This window comes from Streptomyces sp. NPDC004539 (assembly GCF_040610055.1).
In the GTDB taxonomy this organism is placed as follows: Bacteria; Actinomycetota; Actinomycetes; order Streptomycetales; family Streptomycetaceae; genus Streptomyces.
Window position 1 is genome coordinate 499,874 of the sequence record NZ_JBEXLS010000005.1, and the last position, 21,538, is coordinate 521,411.

At 73.7% G+C, this 21,538-nt stretch carries 15 protein-coding genes; 11 read left to right on the plus strand and 4 right to left on the minus strand.

The genetic code is table 11. The features are described from left to right. Positions 1-242 precede the first annotated feature (242 nt). The 3 genes from ABZX85_RS14030 to ABZX85_RS14040 all read left to right on the plus strand — a co-directional run bounded on the left by ABZX85_RS14030 (position 243) and on the right by ABZX85_RS14040 (position 3,230). Positions 243-1,331: an exo-alpha-sialidase gene (locus ABZX85_RS14030; protein ID WP_355866606.1), complete on the plus strand. Its 1,089-nt coding sequence runs from the start codon at positions 243-245 to the stop codon at positions 1,329-1,331. A gap of 107 nt (positions 1,332-1,438) precedes the next feature. Further along, on the plus strand, positions 1,439-2,116 hold the full coding sequence (locus ABZX85_RS14035; protein ID WP_355866607.1) for a uracil-DNA glycosylase: 678 nt from the start codon (positions 1,439-1,441) through the stop codon (positions 2,114-2,116). 196 nt (positions 2,117-2,312) lie between these two features. Next, complete coding sequence (locus tag ABZX85_RS14040; protein ID WP_355866610.1) at positions 2,313-3,230, plus strand: hypothetical protein; 918 nt, start codon at positions 2,313-2,315, stop codon at positions 3,228-3,230. A gap of 159 nt (positions 3,231-3,389) precedes the next feature. Here ABZX85_RS14040 and ABZX85_RS14045 read toward each other — a convergent pair whose 3' ends face one another. After that, positions 3,390-4,625, minus strand: coding sequence for an FUSC family protein (locus ABZX85_RS14045; protein ID WP_355866613.1), 1,236 nt, complete (start codon positions 4,623-4,625; stop codon positions 3,390-3,392). A 249-nt stretch (positions 4,626-4,874) separates the two neighbouring features. Between ABZX85_RS14045 and prcB the strand changes: the two genes are divergently transcribed. The 3 genes from prcB to ABZX85_RS14060 all read left to right on the plus strand — a co-directional run bounded on the left by prcB (position 4,875) and on the right by ABZX85_RS14060 (position 9,344). Then, entirely contained in the window at positions 4,875-5,714 is an 840-nt protein-coding gene (gene prcB / locus ABZX85_RS14050) for a proteasome subunit beta (RefSeq protein ID WP_355866616.1), read from the plus strand. A 220-nt stretch (positions 5,715-5,934) separates the two neighbouring features. Beyond that, positions 5,935-6,411, plus strand: a complete 477-nt coding sequence (locus ABZX85_RS14055; protein ID WP_355866720.1) for an Lrp/AsnC family transcriptional regulator — start codon at positions 5,935-5,937, stop codon at positions 6,409-6,411. 161 nt (positions 6,412-6,572) lie between these two features. Then, positions 6,573-9,344 carry a beta-L-arabinofuranosidase domain-containing protein gene (locus ABZX85_RS14060; protein ID WP_355866619.1) on the plus strand — a complete coding sequence of 924 codons (2,772 nt, stop codon included), beginning with the start codon at positions 6,573-6,575 and terminating at the stop codon, positions 9,342-9,344. Positions 9,345-9,453: 109 nt separating this feature from the next. On the opposite strand, the gene ABZX85_RS14065 is transcribed toward ABZX85_RS14060, so the two are convergent. Continuing rightward, complete coding sequence (locus tag ABZX85_RS14065; RefSeq protein WP_355866622.1) at positions 9,454-10,188, minus strand: LysR substrate-binding domain-containing protein; 735 nt, start codon at positions 10,186-10,188, stop codon at positions 9,454-9,456. Positions 10,189-10,245: 57 nt separating this feature from the next. On the opposite strand from ABZX85_RS14065, the gene ABZX85_RS14070 reads away from it, so the two are divergent. Continuing rightward, positions 10,246-10,650: a DUF5997 family protein gene (locus ABZX85_RS14070; RefSeq protein ID WP_355866625.1), complete on the plus strand. Its 405-nt coding sequence runs from the start codon at positions 10,246-10,248 to the stop codon at positions 10,648-10,650. Between the two features lie 110 nt (positions 10,651-10,760). Beyond that, positions 10,761-12,122 carry a right-handed parallel beta-helix repeat-containing protein gene (locus ABZX85_RS14075; RefSeq protein WP_355866628.1) on the plus strand — a complete coding sequence of 454 codons (1,362 nt, stop codon included), beginning with the start codon at positions 10,761-10,763 and terminating at the stop codon, positions 12,120-12,122. Between the two features lie 97 nt (positions 12,123-12,219). Here ABZX85_RS14075 and ABZX85_RS14080 read toward each other — a convergent pair whose 3' ends face one another. Beyond that, positions 12,220-13,014 (minus strand): hypothetical protein, encoded by a 795-nt coding sequence (locus ABZX85_RS14080; RefSeq protein WP_355866631.1) that lies wholly within the window; start codon positions 13,012-13,014, stop codon positions 12,220-12,222. Positions 13,015-13,461: 447 nt separating this feature from the next. Between ABZX85_RS14080 and ABZX85_RS14085 the strand changes: the two genes are divergently transcribed. Beyond that, positions 13,462-13,851 (plus strand): cold shock domain-containing protein, encoded by a 390-nt coding sequence (locus ABZX85_RS14085; protein WP_355866634.1) that lies wholly within the window; start codon positions 13,462-13,464, stop codon positions 13,849-13,851. Positions 13,852-13,917: 66 nt separating this feature from the next. On the opposite strand, the gene ABZX85_RS14090 is transcribed toward ABZX85_RS14085, so the two are convergent. Next, positions 13,918-15,279 carry an alpha/beta hydrolase gene (locus tag ABZX85_RS14090; RefSeq protein WP_355866637.1) on the minus strand — a complete coding sequence of 454 codons (1,362 nt, stop codon included), beginning with the start codon at positions 15,277-15,279 and terminating at the stop codon, positions 13,918-13,920. A 365-nt stretch (positions 15,280-15,644) separates the two neighbouring features. On the opposite strand from ABZX85_RS14090, the gene ABZX85_RS14095 reads away from it, so the two are divergent. Continuing rightward, positions 15,645-16,502 carry a DUF4132 domain-containing protein gene (locus ABZX85_RS14095; protein WP_355866640.1) on the plus strand — a complete coding sequence of 286 codons (858 nt, stop codon included), beginning with the start codon at positions 15,645-15,647 and terminating at the stop codon, positions 16,500-16,502. After that, entirely contained in the window at positions 16,499-21,505 is a 5,007-nt protein-coding gene (locus tag ABZX85_RS14100; RefSeq protein WP_355866643.1) for a hypothetical protein, read from the plus strand. Before ABZX85_RS14095 ends, ABZX85_RS14100 begins: the two co-directional genes overlap by 4 nt. The last annotated feature ends 33 nt before the right edge of the window (positions 21,506-21,538 follow it).

Genomic DNA, 21,538 nt, shown 5'->3' on the forward strand with positions numbered 1-21,538 from the left:
TCCCCCGACCGCACTTCCATACGAAGCCGGCCGCCCGGATGCTCAGGGCGAGTCCTGTGACCCGACGTTCCCACGCCCCCCGCCGCCCGCGCAGGCGTCCGCGGAATTGTGGCCGAGGACTCTCGGTCGAACCTCTGTCCGACGGCTCTGACCTGCGACGATCCGGACTCCGGAGGTGACTGTCAGCGGTGGGGTGCAGACTGGCCGGTGCTGGGACGAAGACGTCGCGGAGGTGACCGGAAATGACCGAGGTACTGCTCGCCGTGGGGACCCGCAAGGGCTTGTTCATCGGGCGCAGGAGGGGCGGCGCGGAGTGGGAGTTCGACTCCGATCCGTACTTCAACGCGCAGGCGATCTACTCGGTCGCCATCGACACACGCGGCCCGAGCCCGCGGCTGCTGGCCGGCGGCGACAGCGCGCACTGGGGCCCGTCGGTCTTCCACTCCGACGACCTGGGGCGGACGTGGACGGAACCGGCCAGCCCGGCGGTGAAGTTCCCGAAGGACACGGAAGCCTCACTGGAGCGCGTCTGGCAGCTCCACCCGGCTGCGGCCGAACCGGGCGTGGTGTACGCGGGGACGGAACCGGCCGCGCTGTACCGCTCGGAGGACCGGGGCGAGAGCTTCGAGCTGGTCCGGCCGCTGTGGGAGCACCCGACGCGCTCGAAGTGGGTCCCGGGCGGCGGCGGTGAGGGGCTGCACACGGTCCTGACGGACGCCCGCGACCCGCGCGCGGTGACGGTCGCGGTCTCGACGGCGGGCGTGTTCCGCACGACGGACGGCGGGGCGAGCTGGGCGCCCTCCAACTCGGGCGTCTCGGCGGTCTTCCTGCCCGATCCGGACCCCGAGTTCGGGCAGTGCGTGCACAAGGTCTCGCGGGACGCCCAGGACCCGGACCGGCTGTACCTCCAGAACCACTGGGGCGTCTACCGCAGCGACGACGCGGGCGCGCACTGGAAGGACATCGGCGCGGGCCTCCCGTCGACGTTCGGCTTCGCGGTCGCCGCGCACCCGCACCGGGGCGGCACGGCGTACGTCTTCCCGATCACGGCGGACGCCGACCGGGTCCCGGCGGACCACCGCTGCCGGGTCTTCCGCACGACGGACGCGGGCGAGTCGTGGGAGCCGCTGTCCGAGGGCCTCCCGCAGGACGCCCACTACGGCACGGTGCTGCGGGACGCGCTGTGCACGGACGACGCGGACCCGGCGGGCGTCTACTTCGGCAACCGCAACGGCGAGGTGTTCGCGTCGGCCGACGAGGGCGACACCTGGCGGCAGTTGGCCTCGCACCTGCCGGACGTCCTGTGCGTCCGCGCGGCCGTCGTGGGCTGACGAAAGAGACCGGAAACCACCTGAGGGGGGACCTTGGAGGAGCACGCCCGTACGGGCCTTGGCCATCGGTTGATCATCTCGCCGTGTACGGCAGTAGGGTGACGCCCGTGGCACCACGACCCTTGCATGAAATCGTAGAGGCGGGCTGGGCGAAGGCCCTCGAACCCGTGGCCGACCGGATCGCCTCGATGGGCGACTTCCTGCGCGCGGAGATCGCCGCCGGCCGGACGTACCTGCCGGCCGGGCCGAACGTCCTGCGGGCCTTCCAGCAGCCGTTCGACGACGTCCGCGTCCTGATCGTCGGCCAGGACCCGTACCCGACGCCGGGGCACGCGGTCGGGCTGTCCTTCTCGGTCGCGCCCGAGGTGCGTCCGCTGCCGGGCAGCCTGATCAACATCTACCGCGAGCTGAACACGGACCTGGGCCTGCCCCAGCCGTCCAACGGCGACCTGACGCCGTGGACCCAGCAGGGGGTGCTGCTGCTCAACAGGGCGCTCACGACCGCCCCGCGCAAGCCGGGCGCCCACCGCGACAAGGGCTGGGAGGCCGTCACGGAACAGGCGATACGGGCCCTGGCCGCGCGCGGCAAGCCGCTCGTGTCCATCCTGTGGGGCCGCGACGCCCGCAACCTCCGCCCGCTGCTGGGCCAGTTGCCCGCGGTCGAGTCCGCGCACCCCTCGCCGATGTCCGCGGACCGCGGCTTCTTCGGCTCCCGGCCGTTCAGCCGCGCGAACGACCTCCTGGTCGGCCAGGGCGGCCAGCCGGTCGACTGGCGCCTGCCGTAGCCCCTTCCCGGCCGGGCCGGACACCCTCTCCCAGGGGGCTCATCCCGAGCAAACGGCCCGACCGGGACAACTCACCCAAAAATCACGCTGATCACGTCTGATCCGCACGTAACTCATCAGACAAATCAGGACGGATACCGTTCACCTGCACCCTCCCCGAACGGAGGAGCCCAGGAAACCAGTAACATGCGGCGCCATGAGCTCCCCCACTGGGCCCGCGTCCGGCCTGCCAGTACGAATGCCGCGCCCCCGTCAGCCCGGTCGGCACCGCCGACCCGAGCCCCTGGCTGCTCCCGAGGGCGCGCCCGCGCTCGTCCTCGCGGTGCCGGGCACGCCCGGCGAAGCCACCCGGAGCCTCGCCGAGGAGATCGTGAGCATCGCCCGCTCCGAACTCCCCGGTCTCGACGCGCGCATCGGGTACCTGGACGGGGACGACACCGAATACCCGACCCTCCAGGCGGTCCTCGCGCACGCCGCGGACGAGCGCACGGCCCGTTACGAGCAGGCGCTCGCCGCCGGGGCCGACGTCAAGCAGCCCGACGGGCCCGTGGCCGTCGTCGTCCCGCTCCTCGCGGGGCCCGACAGCGCGCTGCTGCGGCAGGTGCGGCAGGCCGTGATGGAGAGCAAGGTCGCGGCCGATCTGACGGACGTCCTCGGGCCGCATCCGCTGCTCGCGGAGGCGCTGCACGTGCGGCTCTCCGAGGCGGGGCTGGCGCGGGCCGACCGGGCCCGGCTGTTCACCGTCGCGACCGCGGCGGACGGGATCATCCTCGCGTCCGTCGGCGGGGACGAGGCGGTGCAGGCGGCCGGGATCACCGGCATGCTGCTCGCCGCGCGGCTGGCGGTGCCGGTGATGGCGGCGGCGCTGGACCAGGAAGGGTCCGTCGCGGCGGTCGCCGAGCAGTTGCGGGGGTCGGGGTCCCAGCAGCTCGCGCTCGCGCCGTATCTCATCGGGCCGGAGATCGACTCCGTCGTGGTGGAGGAGGCGGCGAAGGAGGTCGACTGCGCGGCTGCGGAGGCGCTGGGTCCTTATCCGGCGATCGGGAAGCTGGCGTTGGCCAAGTACACGACGGCGCTCGGGATCGCGCCTCAGCAGGCACCTGCGGTGCGTTAGCCGGGGGGCCGGGGAGGCTGCTTGTCCGGAGGGTCCGTTTCCCTTGGTGGGGGCGGGCCCTTTCGCCTATTGGGGTGCCAGTTCGGGGTGTTCGGCGGGTGCGGGTGCGTTGTGGTTGCTCGCGCAGTTCCCCGCGCCCCTAAAAGCACCGATCTGGCCCTAGTTTGAAAGTTCCGCGAGCTTTCTGATGTCTGTTGCGTGCTCCTCCAGGGATTTCAGGACCTGCCTCGCTCGCTGCTTTCTTGCTCGCATCGGGTTCAGCGGGTGGAGCAGGGGGGCCACCGCTGCTCGGACTCGGGGTAGGAGAGTGTCCAGTTCTGCTGACTTTGCTGCCGGGTCGGTGTGGTCGTCGGACCTGTGGATCACGTGCAGGGCTCGGGCTATCCAGGCGTCCGTGACCTTGTTCGTCGTGATCGGGAGGACGACGAGGACCGTCAGGGTCGCGGTCAGGGCGCCCAGGGCTGTTTCTGCCAGGCGGAGGGCCAGGAGGTCGGGGGTGAGGATGCCCAGGACGCCGTAGAGGAGTTCTACCAGGAGGGTTACCCAGAGCATCATCCAGGTGTAGGAGACGGCGGCGGTGTAGAAGATGCCGAAGACGGCGGCTGTCAGGCCGAGGGCTGTGGGGAGGGGGGCGCCGTTCACCGGGACGGCGATGAGGAGGCCCAGGGCTATGCCGGCGAGGGTGCCGAGGACTCGGCGGAAGCCTCGGACCAGGGTTTCGCCTCGGGAGGTGGTGTTGACGAAGATCCACCAGGTGGCGCCGACGGCCCAGTACCAGCGTTCGGGGGAGAGTGCCTGGCCGGCGAGGAGGGCGAGGGCGGCGGCGGTGGTCGCCTGGACGGACTGGCGGGTGGTGAGGCGGGCCAGGTCGGGGACGGGGACGACGGGGGGTGCGGGGAGGGCGCGTTCGTAGCACCAGAGGCCGAAGCGGACGGCGGAGGCGGTCGCCAGGGCCAGCAGGACGGCCGCGGACAGCTCCGGGAGGTGCGCCGGCGTCGTACCGAGGACCAGGGTGACGAAGAACGCCATGAACGCGAAGACGCCGAGGGCGTGGCCGCGCGGGCCCCAGCGGCGGGCGTACACGCCGGTGCCGATGATCGCGAGGAAGGCCAGGTCGCGGACGAGGGGACGGTCGTGGACGGCCGCGGCGAGCGTGAGGACCGGGAGTCCCACTACGGGCAGCAGCGCGGTGGTGACGGCCTGGCCGCGCACGGTCGCGTCCGTCACGGTGAACAGGGCGAGGATCGCCGCGAGGCCGCCGGTGACGGCGGCGACGAGTGAGTGCCCCGCGACGGCGCAGGCCACGACCGCGAGCCCGATGCCGAGTACGGCCCGGGAGGCGGCGCGCAGCCGCATCCGTCCCGGGTCCGGCGCCGTGAACACCTTCCTCAGCACGTGACACCCACCCCTTCGGCCCGTCAGGGCACGAGAAAGGCGCCGCGGGTCTCCGCAGCGCCATCGACCCGCCCATCAGACCATCCGCTCCCTCAATGGCTCAAGTGACCTCGGATCGAGTGGGCCATTGGTACAGCAGAACGTTTCCGCGCTGGTCCAGGGCGGGGCCAACGGACCATCGGGGTGCCCGGCGCTTACGGGGACGGCGGGTCGGGTAGGCCGATCCCGACCCGACCGAAAGGGACCCTCATGAGCCACCAGCACGACGGCGGGCTGCCGTCCGCGTTCACGGCCACCGGATCGTCGTCCTTCCTGGACTTCCTCGGCGCGCAGGCCCCCGAGCTGCTGCCCTCGCGCCGCACGCTCACCCCGCCGCCGGGTTTCGAGGCGCCGCACGGCACGACGATCGTCGCCGCGACGTACGCGGACGGGGTGCTGCTGGCGGGTGACCGGCGGGCCACGATGGGGAACGTGATCGCGAACCGCGAGGTCGAGAAGGTGTTCGCGGCCGACGAGTACTCCGCGGTGGCGATCGCCGGGACGCTCGGCTTCGCGATCGAGCTGGTCCGGCTCTTCCAGCTGGAGCTGGAGCACTACGAGAAGATCGAGGGCACCGCCCTGTCCCTGGACGGCAAGGCCAACCGGCTGACAACGATGGTCCGCGGCAACCTCGGCATGGCCATGCAGGGCCTCGCGGTGGTGCCGGTCTTCGCGGGATACGACGTGGACCGGGGGGAGGGCCGCATCTTCACGTACGACGTGACGGGCGGGCGGTCCGAGGAGTCCTCGGGGTTCGCCGCGACCGGCTCCGGCTCGGTGTACGCGCGCGGTTCGCTGAAGAAGCTGTACCGGCCGGGGATGAGCGAGCGCGACGCGGTCACGGCGGTCGTCCAGGCGCTGTACGACGCCGCCGACGACGACTCCGCGACCGGCGGCCCCGACCTTTCCCGCCGGCTCTTCCCCCTGGTCTCCCTCGTCACGGCGGACGGCTTCCGGCTGCTGGCCGCGGAGGAGGTCGCGGAGGTGGCGCGGACGGTGGTGGAGGGACGCCACGAGTCACCGGACGGGCCTCGGGCACCGGTGCTCTGAGGGGCGGGCGGGGTGCAGGCGGCGCCGAGGTGGCGCGGGGGCTGCGAGCGGCGCCGAGGTGGCGCGGGGGCTGCGGGCTACGGGCTACGGGCTACGGGCTACGGGCTACGGGCTGCGATCGTCGCCCCCTGGCCCTCCCCCCAGTCGCCCCCGAAGCCCCCCGGCTGGGCCATTGGTACAGTCGGCGGTGATCGATCGGGGCACCGGGAAGGCCGGCGGTATGGCGGTGGACGAGCTGGACACGCGCATCCTGCGGTTGCTGCTGGAGCAGCCCCGGACCAGCGTCCGGGAGTACGCGCGGATTCTCGGGGTCGCCCGGGGGACGCTCCAGGCGCGGCTCGACCGGCTGGAGCGGGACGGGGTGATCACCGGCACCGGCCCCTCGCTCTCCCCCGGCGCCCTCGGCCACCCGGTCCTCGCGTTCGTGCACATCGAGGTCACGCAGGGCCACCTCGACGACGTCGGCGACGCGCTGTCGGCCGTACCGGAGATCGTCGAGGCGTTCTCGATCACAGGCGGCGGTGATCTGCTGACGCGGGTGGTCGCGCGCGACAACCTCCATCTGGAGGACGTCATCCAGAAGCTGATCAGCGTCCCGGGGGTGGTCCGTACGCGGACGGAGGTCGCGCTGCGGGAGCGGGTGGCGTACCGACTGCTGCCGCTGGTGGAGTCGGTGGGGCGCGCGGCGTCGTCGTAGGCGTCGTGGAGCAGGCGTCGAAACTTCCGTGTCCGTCCGTCCCGTTGACGTGTCGCGGCCTCCTGCCTATCTTCTGGACGACCTTTCGAACGACGCTCGATATCTCGAACACCCCACGCTCGCCCCCCCTGCACCCCCACACCCGCAGAATCGAGGAGCACATGGCCCCGCCCCTCTCCCGACGCACCCTCCTGAGGAGCGCGATGATCGCCGCCGCGGCATCCGGAATCACCGGCACGGGACACGCCACGGCGACGGCGGCCCCCGCCGCCTGGTCGCTGCTGCCGCTCCCGCTGGACAAGGTCTCCCTGGGCCCCGGACTCCTCGCGGACAAGCGGCAGTTGATGCTCGACCACGCGCGCGGGTACGACGTGAACCGGCTGGTGCAGGTCTTCCGCGCCAACGCCGGCCTCTCCACCCTCGGCGCGGTCGCCCCCGGCGGCTGGGAGGGGCTCGACGGCGAGGCCAACGGAAACCTGCGCGGCCACTACACGGGCCACTTCCTGACGATGCTGGCGCAGGCGTACGCGAGCACCGGGGACGCGGTGTACGCGGAGAAGATCCGCACGATCGTCGGAGCGCTGGCCGACTCCCGCGAGGCCCTGCGCCGGTCCCCCCAAGTCCTCAGCGTCCAGGGGAGGTTCGGGACGGCCGCCGAGAACGTACGCGGCTCCTACCAATACGTCGAACTCCCCGCCCAAGTACTGAACAACGCCTCCGCGGTCACCCTCGCCGCGTGGATCAGGCCGGCGCACGACGGGAGTTGGGCCCGGATCTTCGACTTCGGCAACGACACGGCCCGTTACCTCTACCTCGCGGCCCGCAACGCGAGCGGCGTCCCCCGGTTCGCGATCACCACGAGCGGCGCGGGCGGCGAGCAGGGCATCAACGGGACGGCCGCGCTGCCGCTGAACCAGTGGAGCCACATAGCGGTCACCCTCGGCGGCGGGGTCGGCACGCTGTACGTCAACGGGCAGGCGGTGGGCCGGAATTCGGGCATGACCCTGACCCCGGCCGCGCTCGGGACGCTCACCAACAACTGGCTGGGCCGCTCCAACTACTCCGGCGACCCGGTGTTCGCGGGGGCCTTCGACGGGTTCGACGTGTGGTCGCGGGCGCTGACAGCCGCCGACGTCACGGCACTTCAGAGCCGCAGGGGTGCGGGAGACCTCGCCTCGTACGGTTTTGACGAGACGTCGGGCGGTACGTTCGCCGACTCCTCCGGGCGGGGCCTCACCGCGACCCTGCGGCGGACCTGGGGCGCGCCCAGCCACGCCGGTTTCCTCGCGGCCTACCCGGAGACCCAGTTCATCCAGCTGGAGTCGATGACGGCGAGCGACTACACGAAGGTGTGGGCGCCCTACTACACCGCGCACAAAATCCTGCGCGGGCTCCTCGACGCGCACCTCGCGACGGGCGACGCGCGCGCCCTCGACCTCGCGTCGGGGATGGCCGACTGGATGTACGCCCGGCTCTCGAAGCTGCCCGCGGCCACCCTCCAGCGGATGTGGGGGCTCTTCTCCAGCGGCGAGTTCGGGGGCGTCGTCGAGGCGCTGTGCGATCTCCACGACCTCACGGGCCGGGCCGAACACCTCGCGCTGGCGCGGCTGTTCGACCTCGACCGGCTCATCGACGCGTGCGCCGCGAACACCGACGTCCTCGACGGGCTGCACGCCAACCAGCACATCCCGATCTTCACCGGGTACCTCCGGCTGTACGACGCGACCGGCGAGCAGCGGTACCTGGACGCCGCGCGCAACTTCTGGGACATGGTCGTACCGCATCGCATGTACGCGATCGGCGGGACCAGCAACACGGAGTTCTGGCGGGCGCGGGACGTGATCGCGGGGATCGTCAGCGACACGTCGGCGGAGACCTGCTGCGCGTACAACATGCTGAAGCTGAGCCGGGCGCTGTTCCTGCACGCGCAGGACCCGAAGTACATGGACTACTACGAGCGGGCGCTGTTCAACCAGGTCCTCGGGTCCAAGCGGGACGCCGCCGACGCGGAGAAGCCGCTCGTCACGTACTTCCTCGGGCTGAACCCCGGGCACGTGCGGGACTACACGCCGAAGCAGGGCACCACGTGCTGCGAGGGCACGGGCATGGAGAGCGCGACGAAGTACCAGGACACGGTGTACTTCGTCGCCGCCGACGGGAGCGCGCTGTACGTCAACCTGTTCAGCCCGTCGACGCTGGAGTGGACGGCGAAGGGGGTCACCGTCTCGCAGGTGACGCGGTTCCCGTTCGAGCAGGGGACGACGCTGACCGTGCGCGGGAGCGGGCGGTTCGAGCTGCGGCTGCGGGTGCCGGTGTGGGCCGTCGCCGGATACCGGGTCACGGTCAACGGGCAGGCGGTGAGCGGGAATCCGGTGCCGGGGAGCTACTTCGCCGTGTCCCGGGAGTGGCGGGACGGGGACGTCGTGCGGGTGGAGGTGCCGTTCCGGGTGCGGGTGGAGCGGACGCCGGACGACCGTTCCCTCCAGTCGGTGTTCTATGGGCCCGTGAACCTCGTCGCCCGCAGCGCCTCGACGTCGTATCTGCCGGTCGCGGTCTACCGCAACGCCGCGCTCTCCGGTGATCTGGCCCCCTCCTTCACGGCCGTCGAGGGGAAGCCGCTGCATCTCGCCCTGGGCGGTGTGGAGTTCGCGCCGTTCTTCGAGGGCACCGAGGACCCCTCGCACGTGTACGTGCGGCGGGCCGAGGTCCGGGTGGTGTTCGGGAACGTCGATTCCGGGGTGGCCAACCCCGTGAAGGCGGACGGGACTTCGCTGCTGGACGAGGTGTGGGCGGGGGCGCCGTTCGCAAGCAAGGACGCGTTGGTGGGGCGGGTGCGGACGGTGGTGGCCGCGTGGGTCGCCGGCGGGTCGTTGGGGGCCGGGGACGGTGAGGTGATCGTCAGTACCGCGCAAAGGGCGACTTACGTGCCGTAGACGGTCGCACTCCGGGTGCGGGCTCGTCGTGGCTTGTCGCGCCCACGCGGCGGTAGCCGCACATCGATCCAGCCCCGCGCCCCCGAACGACTCGCGGTCCCGCCGTCGTCTACTTGCGGCGGCGGGGCTTGGGGCTCGCGGTCTTCCGCGCGGGCTTCTTCCCCCCGCTCGCCGCCGTCTTGCGCACCGGGGCCTTCTTCGCCGTCGGTTTCTGCTTCGGCTGCTCCGGCTTCGCCCTCCCCCGCGTGCTGTTCGCCGTCCGCCCCCGGACCACGCCGATGAAGTCGTCCACCAGGTCCGTCGTCGCCTCCTCCGGCCAGGAGAGGGCGACGGTGGAGCGGGGGGCGTCGGCGACGGGGCGGTAGGTGAGGTCGCGGCGGTGGTGGAGGCGGGCGAGGGACTGGGGGGTAAGGAGGACGCCGATGCCGGCGGCGACGAGGTCGATGGCGTCGGCGGTGGTCTCGGGGCGTTCGAAGGCCGGTTCGCCCGGCGGCCTGTCCCAGCCGAAGACGTCGTCCTTCGGATGCAGGACGGTCTCCTCGGCGAGGTCGGCGAGCGTGATCTCCTCGGCCGCGGTGACGAGATGGTCCTTGGGGACCACCGCGACGGTCGTCTCCTCGTACAGCGGGATCGCGCTGAACGTCGTCCGGTCGACGGGAAGCCGGACGATCCCGGCGTCCGCCTCCCCTGCCCGCAAGACGTCGGATGCCTCGGCGGCCGTCACCTGGAGAAGCGTCAACGGCACCTCCGGATAGCGCTCACCCCAGATCCGCACCCACTTGGCGGGGGTCGCGCCGGGTACACAGGCGAGCCGGAAGCTGGGGGAATCGGCCGAGTCAGTCACGCGGCAAGGTTACCGGCTGTGGTCGGACCTCTGGCCGGTGGCGGATACCCTGGGGGTATGAAGTCGCACCAGACCGCCCAGACGATGAAGCCCGCCACCGCGGCGAAGAAGCTGGGCGTGTACCTCCCCGCCACCCCCGCCGAGTTCCAGGAGGGTGTCGTCTCCCGCGCCGAGCTGACCCAGCTCCAGGAGAATCCGCCGCAATGGCTGCTGGAGCTGCGACTGAACGGTCCGCATCCGCGTCCGGTGGTGGCCGCCCGGCTGGGTGTCTCGATCGCCGGTCTCGCCCGTGGCGGGGTCACCGACGCGCTGACCAGCACGGACATCGAGGCCCTGCGGGAGGAGATGCCGGAGTGGCTGGAGAAGGAGCGGGCCACGCAGGCGGAGGTCCGCAAGGAGGCGGCGCGGCTCAAGAAGCGTGACGCGGAGCGTGCGGCGCGGGCGGAGCACGAACTCGACTGAGTCCGGCGGGGCCGGGCGGTACGACCGGGTCGGCTTTCCGACCGGGCCTTGGGTGTGTCGTGGGGCGTCGGTGCTGTCGTGGCGGTGCCGGGGGCGGTAGATGTGCCGTCGTGCGAAATCTTCCTTTTCTTCCCGAGTCCTCCGCAGCTCCCCGCCCGCCCGGCCGGGCGCTGGTCCGCTGGTGTCTGGCGGCCGTCGTCGCGCTGGGGGCCGTGGGGTGCTCGGGCGGTGGCGACGCGGGGGCCCGGGGGTCCGGGAGCGGGGGTACGGCGGCTGTCGTGCGGGTGCCGCAGGACACGCCCTCGGTGCGCCGGGCGGTCGAACTGGTGCGGGCCGGAGGGCTCGTGCTGGTGTCGCCCGGGGTGTACCGGGAGTCGGTGACGGTGGCCAAGGAGCGCGTCGTGCTGCGCGGCACGGACCGTAACCGGGTCGTCTTCGACGGGGAGTTCGAGCGGTCCAACGGGATCACCGTGACCGGCGCGGGCTCGGTCGTCGAGAACCTCACCGTGCGCAACCACCTCGCGAACGGCGTCCTGTTCACCGGCGTGACCGACGAACGCCTCCAGGCGGGCCGGGCCGGGGGTTCGGCGTACGACCCGCTGGACACGGTCAAGTTCCCACCGCTGCGCGGGTTCCGGGCGTCCTACGTGACCGCGTACAACAACGCCCTGTACGGGATCTACGCGTTCGACGCGCGCGCGGGGGTCATCGAGCGGTCGTACGCGTCGGGTCAGGCGGACTCGGGGATCTACGTCGGCCAGTGCCGGCCGTGCGACACGGTCGTCCGGGACAACACGGTCGAGCACAACGCGGTCGGCCTGGAGGTGACGAACGCCTCGGAGCGGCTGTACCTGCTGGGCAACCGGGCCTCGCGCAACCGGGTCGGGCTGACGCTGAACTCCAACGACCTGGAGGCGCTGGGCCCGCAGCACGGGGCGGTCGTCGCGGGGAACACGTTCTCCGACAACAACGACGCGCGCAGTCCGGAGCAGGCGGACGGCGGTTTCGGGATCGGCATCGGGTCGGGGGGCGGCCGGGAGAACGTCGTGGAGCGCAATCTCGTGACCGGGAACCGGGCGGCGGGTGTGGTGCTGGCCGATGTGCAGGGGTATCCGGCGCGGGACAACACCGTGCGGGACAACCGGGTGTCGGGCAACGGCGCGGATCTGGTGCTGGCGACGGGGAACGCGGGCGGGAACTGTTTCGCGCGCAACGGGGAGTCGCGCCGCAGTCCGGGGCGGCTGCCGGGGCGGGAGCTGTGCGGGGCGCCGGCGCCGACGGCCGCCGGTCCCGCAGGCCGGACGCTGGGGTCGGTGCCGGTCGTCGCGGCGCCCGCGGGAGTCTCGTTCCAGGACGCGCCCGTCCCGCCCGCCCAGCCGAACCTGCCGGACCCGTCCGGCGCGCCCGCGCGGGCGGCGGTGGGGTTGCCCGGGCGGGTGGACGTGCGGGCGTACCGGGTGCCGTCGGCGTAGTCGCAGGGGCCGATCGCGTGCGGCCGTAGGTGCGAGAAACGAACATCCGCGAAACCTGATGACCGGATCGATGCTCCCTGAGGGTGCGTCGATCCGGTCATTTTCGGTCCCACGGCCCCTTGGGGAGGCTCCCCCGGACCTGCTCCCCCGTCAGGTCGAGCGTCACGGTCCGTGCGTCCCCGAGGCGTGCGGTGACACGGCGTACGGCCCCGTCGGCGGCGATCCAGTAGGTGACGGGGGAACGGCCGGTGAGGGGGGCGGTGGAGGCGGCGGGGCGGGGGCGGGGGCCGGAGAGGACGGCGTAGGGGCGGCCGTCGATGGTGTCGTCGCGCAGGTGCAGGGGGCCGGACTGGGCGAGGAGTTGGGCGTTGTCGGGGCGGTCGGCGGAGAGGGCGAGGGCGAGTTGGAGGGCGGTGTCGAGGGGGGTGCGGGCGTAGGGGCGGCGGGTCCAGGCGGCGCTGTCCACGCGGGCCGCCGCGCGGAGGGCGTCGCGGGCGGGCGGCGGGGCGGCGGGTGACGTCGTGGACGGTGCGGCGGCGGGTGCGCCGTAGGTGCCGGGGCGGGCGACCGCGAGGCCCTCGCGGCTCCAGGCGAGCAGCCCGGGGGCGCCGTCCGTGCCGCTGGTGTCTTCGGTGCCGTACCAGCCGACCGCGCGGTGCGCGCGGTGGTCGACGACGGCGTGCACGGTGGTCGTCCCGCCGGGCGCGGCGATCCGCAGGTCCATCGTCGCGGTGCCGGTCCGGTACATCCGGAAGCGGGCCAGGGCCAGCCGCTGGGCCTCGTCCCCGGTGAGGGGCCGCGCGCCGTCGGCGGGGGCGGCGCAGGACGTCAGAAGGGCGGCCAGGGCGAGCGCGGCGGCCGGCACGAGACGGGAAAGTCGTTGTGTCCGCATGGCAGGTCTCTATACGGCGCCGTCGGCGCGGTGCGGGGCAGCCGCGCGGTCCGGTCACCCGGCCGGGCCCGGTGGATGTGCCGGACATCACAGGGCGGACGGTTGTGCGCGGCGCTGGGAGCGCTCCCGGTGACGGACGTGCACCTCATACGGGTGAACCGCGGGCCCGCGCGGGGGCGTCCGTGAACTGCCCGGGGGACGGCTCCGGTTGGCGGCGCCCCCGTGCGTCCGGAATCGTCCGTCGGCGGGTGTGGGACGGTGCGCCGGGGCCGTACGCTAGGTGTGCGGCGGGGCGATCCGTTTCCCGTCGCGCAGAGCGTGACCGAGTCGCTGACCGCCCTGTATCGCGGACGGTGAACGCCCGGAAGTCGCCCTCGGGGCCCGGCCTTGGTTACGATCTGCCACAAGTTCACCGGAGTGGGTGTTTCGAGGCTGTTGGGGGTCGGGATGGTTGCCGGTCGTGTGGTGCGCTTCGACAGCGCGCGGGGTTATGGATTCATTTCTCCCGACGACGGCGGGGAAGATGTCTTCCTGCACGTCAATGACATGTTGATGCCTGAATCGCAGATCCGCCGCGGCGTGGCCGTGGAGTTCGAGATCGAGGACGGCGAACGCGGTCCGAAGGCGTCCGACGTGCGGCTCGCACGCGGCGCCGACGGCAAGCCGCTGACGCCGGACGACGACGTCCTGTGCGACGTCCTGAACACGGAGGAGTTCACCCGGGAGGTCACGGAGACGCTGCTGTCGACGGCGCCTTCGCTCACGGGCGAGCAGATCCTCCAGGTGCGTCAGGGCCTCGCCCAGTTCGCCAAGCACCACGGCTGGGTCGAGGGCTGATCCAGCGGACTCGAGGGGGCGGACGATCTCATCGTCCGCCCCCTCAGTCGTACCCCCGCGCGCTCGTCAGCCCCTGCCGTCCCGACCGACCGTCAGCGGGGCGGGCCGGTAGGGGATGAAGGCGGCGCCGTCGAGGCCGAGGGCGACGGCCGAGGTCTGGAGGGCGGCGGCGGTCGCCGAGGCGCCCCACGTCCCGGTGTCGACACGCCGTTCCAGCGCGTGCAGGGCGGCCACGGTCTCGGCGGTCGTGAACGCGCAGTGCCCCTGCCGTTCCACGTACGCCTGGCGCAGCAGCGCGCCGTCGCCCGCCGCGCGCACGCGCGCGCCGAAGCGGCTCTCCTGCTCGACGGGGACGAGGCTGTCGGCGGTCGTGTGCACGTTCAGCAGGGGGACGGCGAGTCCCTGGCCCGCCGACGAGGTGCGCTCGGCGGTGCGGACGGCGGCGGGGTCGGCGGTGACGGCGGCTCCGGCGGTGAGGCGGGCGAGGTCGGCGCGCAGGTCGAGTCCGGCGGCCCGGTAGAGGGCGCGGACCTGGGGCGCGTGGACGGAGCCGGCGAGCAGGCGTTCGTAGGAGACGCCCTTGTTCCAGGAGTTGTTGCCGCCCACGGACTGTTCGATCGCGAACCGGCCGCCCTCGACGAACGACAGGATGCCCTGGGCGAACCAGGCGTACTGCTGCTCCTGCTGGCCGGCCCAGTCGGTGGGGGCGGGCCGGTCCTGGCCGGGGGCCCAGGCGGGGAGGTTGAGGTAGGCGGCGGCGAGCGCGATCCTGGCGCGGCCCGCGGGGGTCGTCTGGGCGGCGGTGACGGCGTCGGTGAGGCGCTGGGCGGTGGCGGCGGCCTCGGCGGCGGAGGTGAAGCGGACGAGTTTCAGGTCCTCGGCGGGGAGCAGGAGGCGCGCGATCGTGTACTCGGCGTCGAGCTGGTAGTTGTCGAGGTCGGTGGCTCCGGCGACGAGTCCGCACAGGCCGAGCGCGCCGTCGATGCGTCCGGCGCCGTCGCGGGCCAGTTGTGCGTTGACGAGGCCGCCCATGGACTGTCCGACGCCGAGCACGCGCGCGGGGGTGCCGATCTCGGCGGTGACGGCGTCGATCGTCTGGAACTGGTCGCGTTCGGCGCTCTCCAGGGCCCACATCGAGCCGTTCGGGTCGTAGGAGGAGCCGGCGAGGGCGTAGCCCCGGGCGAGCAGGTCGAGGCGGACGGCCTCGGAGGGGGCGTTGCGGGCGACGGTGGGGCCGAAGCCGTGGCTGAAGATCAGCAGGGTGCCGTTCCAGGCGGCGGGGACGTCGGCGATCCAGGTGGCGCCGTCGTCGAGGGTGCCGGTGAGGCGGGTGGGGGCGGGGGTGTCCGCGTGGGCAAGCGGGGTGGCGAGGGCGGCGCAGAGGGTGAGGGTTAAGGCCGTGAGGGTGGTGCGGGGGAGGGTGCGCATGGGACGGCTCCTGTCGAGGGGGTGGGCTTGTCTTGGGGGCTGTCGTGGGGGCTGGGAGCTGGGGCGGCTCCTGCCGGGGGGCGGAGCCGGGACGCGGCACGGAATCTAAGGCTCTTTTCTCATCACCGTCAATATTTTGCGCAACATCAGGCGTCCCGGCCGGCGGGCTCTTCCTGTCGCCGTCGGTGCGGCCCGCCGCGATCCCGGGGCACGGCGTCGCGTTCGTGTCAGAGACCGGAACGCCCGTGTGACACGGCCCCGGCCGGAAACCGACGGTCCCCGAGAGGGCCGCGCCGGGGGCGTTGTCAGTGGCTCCCTCTACAGTTCGAGGCAGTGGATCACTGCGTGGTGCTGGGGAGGCACATATGGGGTGGGTGTCGGCTGCGGGCGGCTACGAAGTCGCTCTCGACGGCGGCAGGGTGGTGTGCCGGAACGCTGCCGGGAAGGCGCTGAAATCGGTTCCGTCCAAGCTCAGGGACGATCCGGCGGTGGCCGGCCTGGAGCAGCTCGCGGAGTGGCTGGAGCGGCACGAACGGCAGTGCCTGGCGGACGTGGAGCGGTGGATGACCCGCTCCCTGGAGGTGCCGGTGGAGGTCCTCCTGAGGGTGTGGCCGGACCCGGCGTGGCGGTCGGCGCTGCGTGATCTGGTGGTCCTGTGGGACAGCGGCGAGGTGGCCGGATTCCTTCGGGACGCGGACCAGGCGCGCGGGCTCGGGGTCGTCGATCTGGACGGTGACACGGTCCGGATCGCCCCCGATCTGGTGCGGCTGCCGCATCCGGTGCTCCTCGAAGACCTGGAGGAGCTGCGGGAGTTCGCGGTGGAGCTGGGCGTGGAGCAGCGTGCCCCGCAGCTCTTCCGCGAGGTGTGGCGCCGCCCGGCGGCGCTGGACGCGGAGGCGACGGAGGTCGAGGAGTACGCGGGCGGTGCCTTCAAGGAGCTGCGGTTCCTGCACGGCAGGGTGGCCCAGCTCGGCTACCGCGTGCGCGGCGGGCACGCGGTGTGCGCGATCGTCGAGGGCGGCCGGAGCGTCGAGGCCCGCGTGTGGGTGGGCGACTACGACGGCTGGTCCGCGACGGAGACCGGGCCGCTGGTCTTCACCGACCCGGCGGGCCGGGTCCTGAAGCTCGGTCAGGTCGGGCCGGTGGCCTGGTCGGAGGGGATGCGGATGGCGGCGGCGCTCTACGCGGGGCGCGACATCGAGGACGAGGAGCGGGCGGCATGAGCGGGGCTACGGGGCGACACGAAGTGCCCGAAGAGAACACGGTGGACGCGGCGGGCGCCCTGCTGGACGCGGGAGCGGTCCTCCCGGTCGGCAGCACGGCCCGCGAGGACGCCGACACGCTCACCGCGCGGACGTACACGCACCCCGCGCTGGACGACCGCCCGGTGGTCCGGCTGGTGCCGGGGACGCTCGGGGAGGCCGAGGACCTCGCCCTGGACTTCCTGGGCCTGGTGCGCGCGCCGGAGGCGCCCAAGGTGGGGCAGGTGCGCCGGGAGACGCTCGGGTTCCCGGCCTGGGCGCTGGTCAACGACCCGGCGAACGGGCATCACGCGCTGGCGCTGGTCCGGGACGTCGAGCGGCTCGCCCGGCAGGCCAAGTCCCGTCCGGGGACGGCCAAGGAGGGGTTCGAGGAGCTGGGCGCCCGGCTGGGCCGCGCGGTGCCGCACTTCCTGCCGACGTTCTACGAACAGGCCGCGCGGGTCTTCCTCCAGTACGAGAACACCACGTACGCCGCCGCGTTCTTCGGCAAGGCCCGTGAGGCGGAGCGGGTGCACGCGCTGACGGTCGACGAGGACCGGCAGCGGGCCGTGTTCCTGGAGTTCGCCTTCGCCGGCGCGCTCACGGTCAAGGCCCTCAAGGAGCATGTGAAGGCGCTGTCCGAGCGGCTCGCGCCGGCCGAGGCATGGGCGCAGTTCCGGCAGTTGACGGTGGAGCGCTGCGCGGCCGGCATGCCGCCGTACGCCTCGCTGCCGCAGGACGCGCGCGGGCTGGTCAAGGCGGCCGGGCTGGACCGGGTGGCGCAGGAGTGCGCGCTGGTCGCCGACCTGATCGCGTCCCCGGCGGCGGTGCGGGCCCCGGCGTCGTTCTGGAACGCCTACCGGGCCACGCTGGTGGTGCTCTGCGGGGAGCGGCCGGAGGTGCGGGCGCGGCTGCTGGAGATCATGCCGGCGGGGCTGGGCGGGTCGGTCGAGGACGACGAGTTCTGGCTGGCGCTGCTCGCGGAGTGCGGGGCGGACGAACTGCTGACCGGCGAGGGCGGTGCGGACGCCGGTGACTGGCTCGCCCGGTGGGAGCTGCACCGCAAGCACGGCCGGACGGCGCCCCGGCGCTCCCCCGCGACACTCGCGCTGGTCGCCCGGCTGGCGCCCCGGCTGCGGGAGGCGGGGCGTCCGGTGGACGTCTTCAGCGGACGCTGGTACCCGGGCGCGGACCCGGATCTGCTGGACCTGTGCGCGGCCGAGGGGGTGCCTCTGGCGGTGCCCGAGCCCGGCGAGAGCGTGTATCTGGGGCTCGACGACTGGTTCGCGGACGACCGGGAGGGCCGCCGTGACCTGGCGGCGTTCGCGGCCGACCCGCGGCTGAGGCGGCTGCTGTACGAGTCGGTGGAGGCCCTGGGGCGCGGCCGGTCGAGGGACAACGCGCAGGCGCTGGCCGGGCATCCGGTGCTGCGCGAGGTGCTCCGGGAGTGGCTGGACGACGCGGCCGGGGAGCTGACGGGCGCGGCGGGGCTGAACACCGCGCGGGCCGCGGTGCACCGGCTGCGGACGTACCGCTCGGTGGCGGGCCAGGTCGCGCCGGACGCGGTCGCGCGGGCCGCCGCCCACGAGGTGGCGCCGCTCCTGGGGCGCACGCTGCGCGCCGGGCTCCTCGACGAGCTGGGCTGGCCCGCGCTCGACGAGGCGCTGGGCCTGCTGGACACCGGCCGCCCGCCGAGCGACGACGACACGCTGCGCGTGCACGAGGCGTGGCCGGCGCTGATCCTGTCCCGGCGGCACAAGGCGGTCGTCGTCGGCCCCGAGGGCGTCCTCCTGGACCACGACCTGCGCATCCCGGTAACGCTCAACCGGTGGGAGCAGCCGACGTTCCGGTACGCGGACGGCGAGCTGCTGGTGGCGTGGCGCACGGACGGCAAGCAGTCCGGCTACTGGTCGGCCCGCCCCGCCGAGATCCTGACGATCGGCGGCGAGCAGCTCTCCGGCTGGTACGGCAACGACGCCGACACCCCGTCGCTCCCGCTGCCGGACGGCGGCCGGGCGACCGGCGGGCGCGCGCTCCACGCGGGCGACACCGTCGTACCGCCCGGCAGGCCCGTCATCGGGGACGGCACCACGCTGTGGCGGCTCGGGCGGGACGGGCGGCGGCAGGTGTGGCTGGAGTACGACCCGGCGACCGGCGCGCACGGCCGCGCCTCGCTGCCGGCGTTCCTGCGGACCGGCGTCCTGGAGGGGGCGACGCTGCGTCAGGAGGACTGCGCGGTGCTGCCGTTGCGGCCGGGCCTGGAGGAGAGCCCGTTCGGCACCGACGGGACGGTCCTCGGGCGCTGGGTCCGCGAGGACGCCGACGGCCGGCTCACCGCCGGTACGCCCGACGGCCGGACCGTCACCGTGGGCGGCGGGCGGCGCCGGGGCGTGCCGCTGGGCGTACTGCGGCTGCCGGGCGGGGCCGCTCCGGTGGCCGTCGCCTCGGACCGGCAGGTCGTGCTGTACGCCGGGGACGACCTCTCGCCCGCCGGGGAGCTGGGCCGGGTGACGCAGCTGGACCCGGGCCGGGAGTTCGCCGCCGGGACCGCGCTCGTCCCGCCGGTCGCCTTCTGGCACGCGCTGCGGCCGAGGGACACGGCCGGTTCGGCGGTGCTGCGGGGGCTGGACGACACGCGCGCCGCCCGGCTGCTGACGGCCGGGGGCCTCGCTCTCACGGAGCGGGAGGCCCGGCTCGCCGCCGCCGAGGGCGACGCGAAGGCCGCGGTGCCGGGCGCCGACACCGTCGTCCGGGAAGCCGTCGGGCGTGAGCTGCCCGAGGTGACGGAGGCACGTCTGCTGACCGGGGTGGCCGCTGTCGTCCACGCGGTTCTCGAACTGCGTGCGTCGATCGGCAAGGCCGTCACGCCGCCCGCGCCGGCCGAGCGCGGCAGCCGGACGCTGGGCATGTTCGCGGACTTCGCGCCCGAGCACGGCGACGACCGGTCGCTGCGGGACGCGGTCGCCGGGATCGTGCACCTGCGGCAGTACGGCTGGTACGGCGACGAGCGGCGCTGGGCGACGCTGCGGCAGCTGAAGGCCGTCCACCACGTCCTGGCCGGACACCCCGCCGACGGTCCGCCGCTGGCGCGCCGCTCCCGGGAGACCTCGGACGTGGACGGCTGGACCAGCGACGAGTACACCGTCCCCGGCATGGAGACCGGGTGGACCGCCCTGCTGGAGGTGCTGCGCCCGCTCGCCTACCGGGCGGCGTCGCCGCTGCTCGCCGAGGAGCACCGCGCGTCGCTGCTCCTGCTGTTCGGCACCCTCCTGGAGGGGCCCCTCGCGCGCCGGGAGACGCCCTGGCGCGAGGTGCAGCTCAGCGAGCCGTACGAGAAGAAGCACGGCACGGCCGCGCGGGTCGGGCAGGTGCTGCGCCGGGAGGGGCGGACCGTCGTCCTGCTGTGCTGCCAGTCCGTCGACAGCCCCGGCGACCGGCAGCGGGTGCGCTGGCTCGCCCTCGACCACGACCCGAGCGGGCGGTTCGACGCCGTCGCGCACTTCGCGCGGGAGACCGAGGGGACGCGTCCGTCGGCGGTGTCGGCCGAGGCGCTCGCCGACGTCGTCCGGCTGATCCGGGAGAAGGGGCCCGCGCCCTGGCAGCCGGAGGCGGGCGCCGGGCTCGTCGACGCCACCGGGGGCGGGCTCGGGCCCGCGCAGGCGGCCCTCCTGCTCGCCGCCCGGCCCGACGACCCGGACGCGGAGCAGCTCGCGGGGATGGGGCTCAAGAAGCGGCAGAGCGAGCTGGCCGAAGAGCTGCTCGACACGCTCGGGGCGGGCAACTGGCGGTCGATGATCGGCGACTTGCTGCCCGAGGACCCCGCCGACCTGTGGACCTCCGGTCCGCGCGTCGACGCCGTCGGGGCGACCTGGCGGCGGTTCCTGCGCGGCGTCGTCCGCCTCCCGGAGAACCTCGCGGCCGAACTGTCCCAGGCGGGCGTGTCCGTCGACACCGCCGAGGAGGTCCTCAACCCCGGGCGCACGCCCTGGATCTCCCGGACCACCGTCCAGCGTTTCGACGAGAACAACAACCTCGTCGCCGACGACGAGACGGCGATGCCCACCGGACACCACCTCCGCCGCGCCGTCCCCGCCCTCGCACACCTGGCCTACGCGCTCCCCCACGGGCATCCGCTGCGGGCCGCCCTCCCGGGCGCGCTGGCCGCGCTGCGCCGCCGGCTCGCCGACCCGGGGCTGCTGATGGACCTGGACGTCGGCTGGTCCGAGAAGGGCGGACCGGCCGCCGCGCAGGTGCGCAAGGCGTACGGGATGCCGGCCACCGGGGGTGCCGGGGCCGACGGGACGACCCGCGCGGGCGAGGTGTTCGCGCTGCGTCCCTGGTACGGCGACCAGGAGACGGTCCTCGTGGCGCCGGGGGCGCTCGCGGGGGCCGACGATCCGGCGTTCGGGCTGATCGAGGGCATCGTGGGCGAGGGACGCGGGTCCGCGCTGCGGGCCGTACGGACGCTGCTCGGGGCGGAGTTGGAGCGGGCCGTGGCGGCGGGCCCGCCGGACGCCTCGGGTGCGGTCGGGTTCGCGCAGGACCCCGCCGTCAGCGTGCCCGGACTGGCCGGGGAGGTCGCCGCGGAGTACGGGGTGAGCGAGGACGCGGCCGTGCTGTACCTCCAGCTCCTCGCGCTGCCCGATCCGACGGACCGCAACTGCGCGCGGTGGACCGGGTGGCGGCCCGCACGGCTCAAGAAGGCGCGTACGGAGCTGGCGGCGAGCGACCTCGTCGTCACGGCGAAGCGGGCGCGGGCCGGGCGGACGCTGTTCCTGCCGTGCGGCTGGTCCGACCTGCGGGCTCCCGCGCTGCCGGTGGAGACCTGGAAGGAGGCGCTCCACCCGCTGGGCGGCCAGGCCCGGACGGCGCCGACGGTGCCGGTGGCGGAGCTGTTCACGCGCGCGTGGCAGCGGGTGCGCGACGGCGACGGGCCCGCGTTCGAGACGCTGCGGACCACGCGGGGCCGGAGGCGGCGCAAGTGACCGCACACCGGTCCCCTTCCGGCCGACACCCTT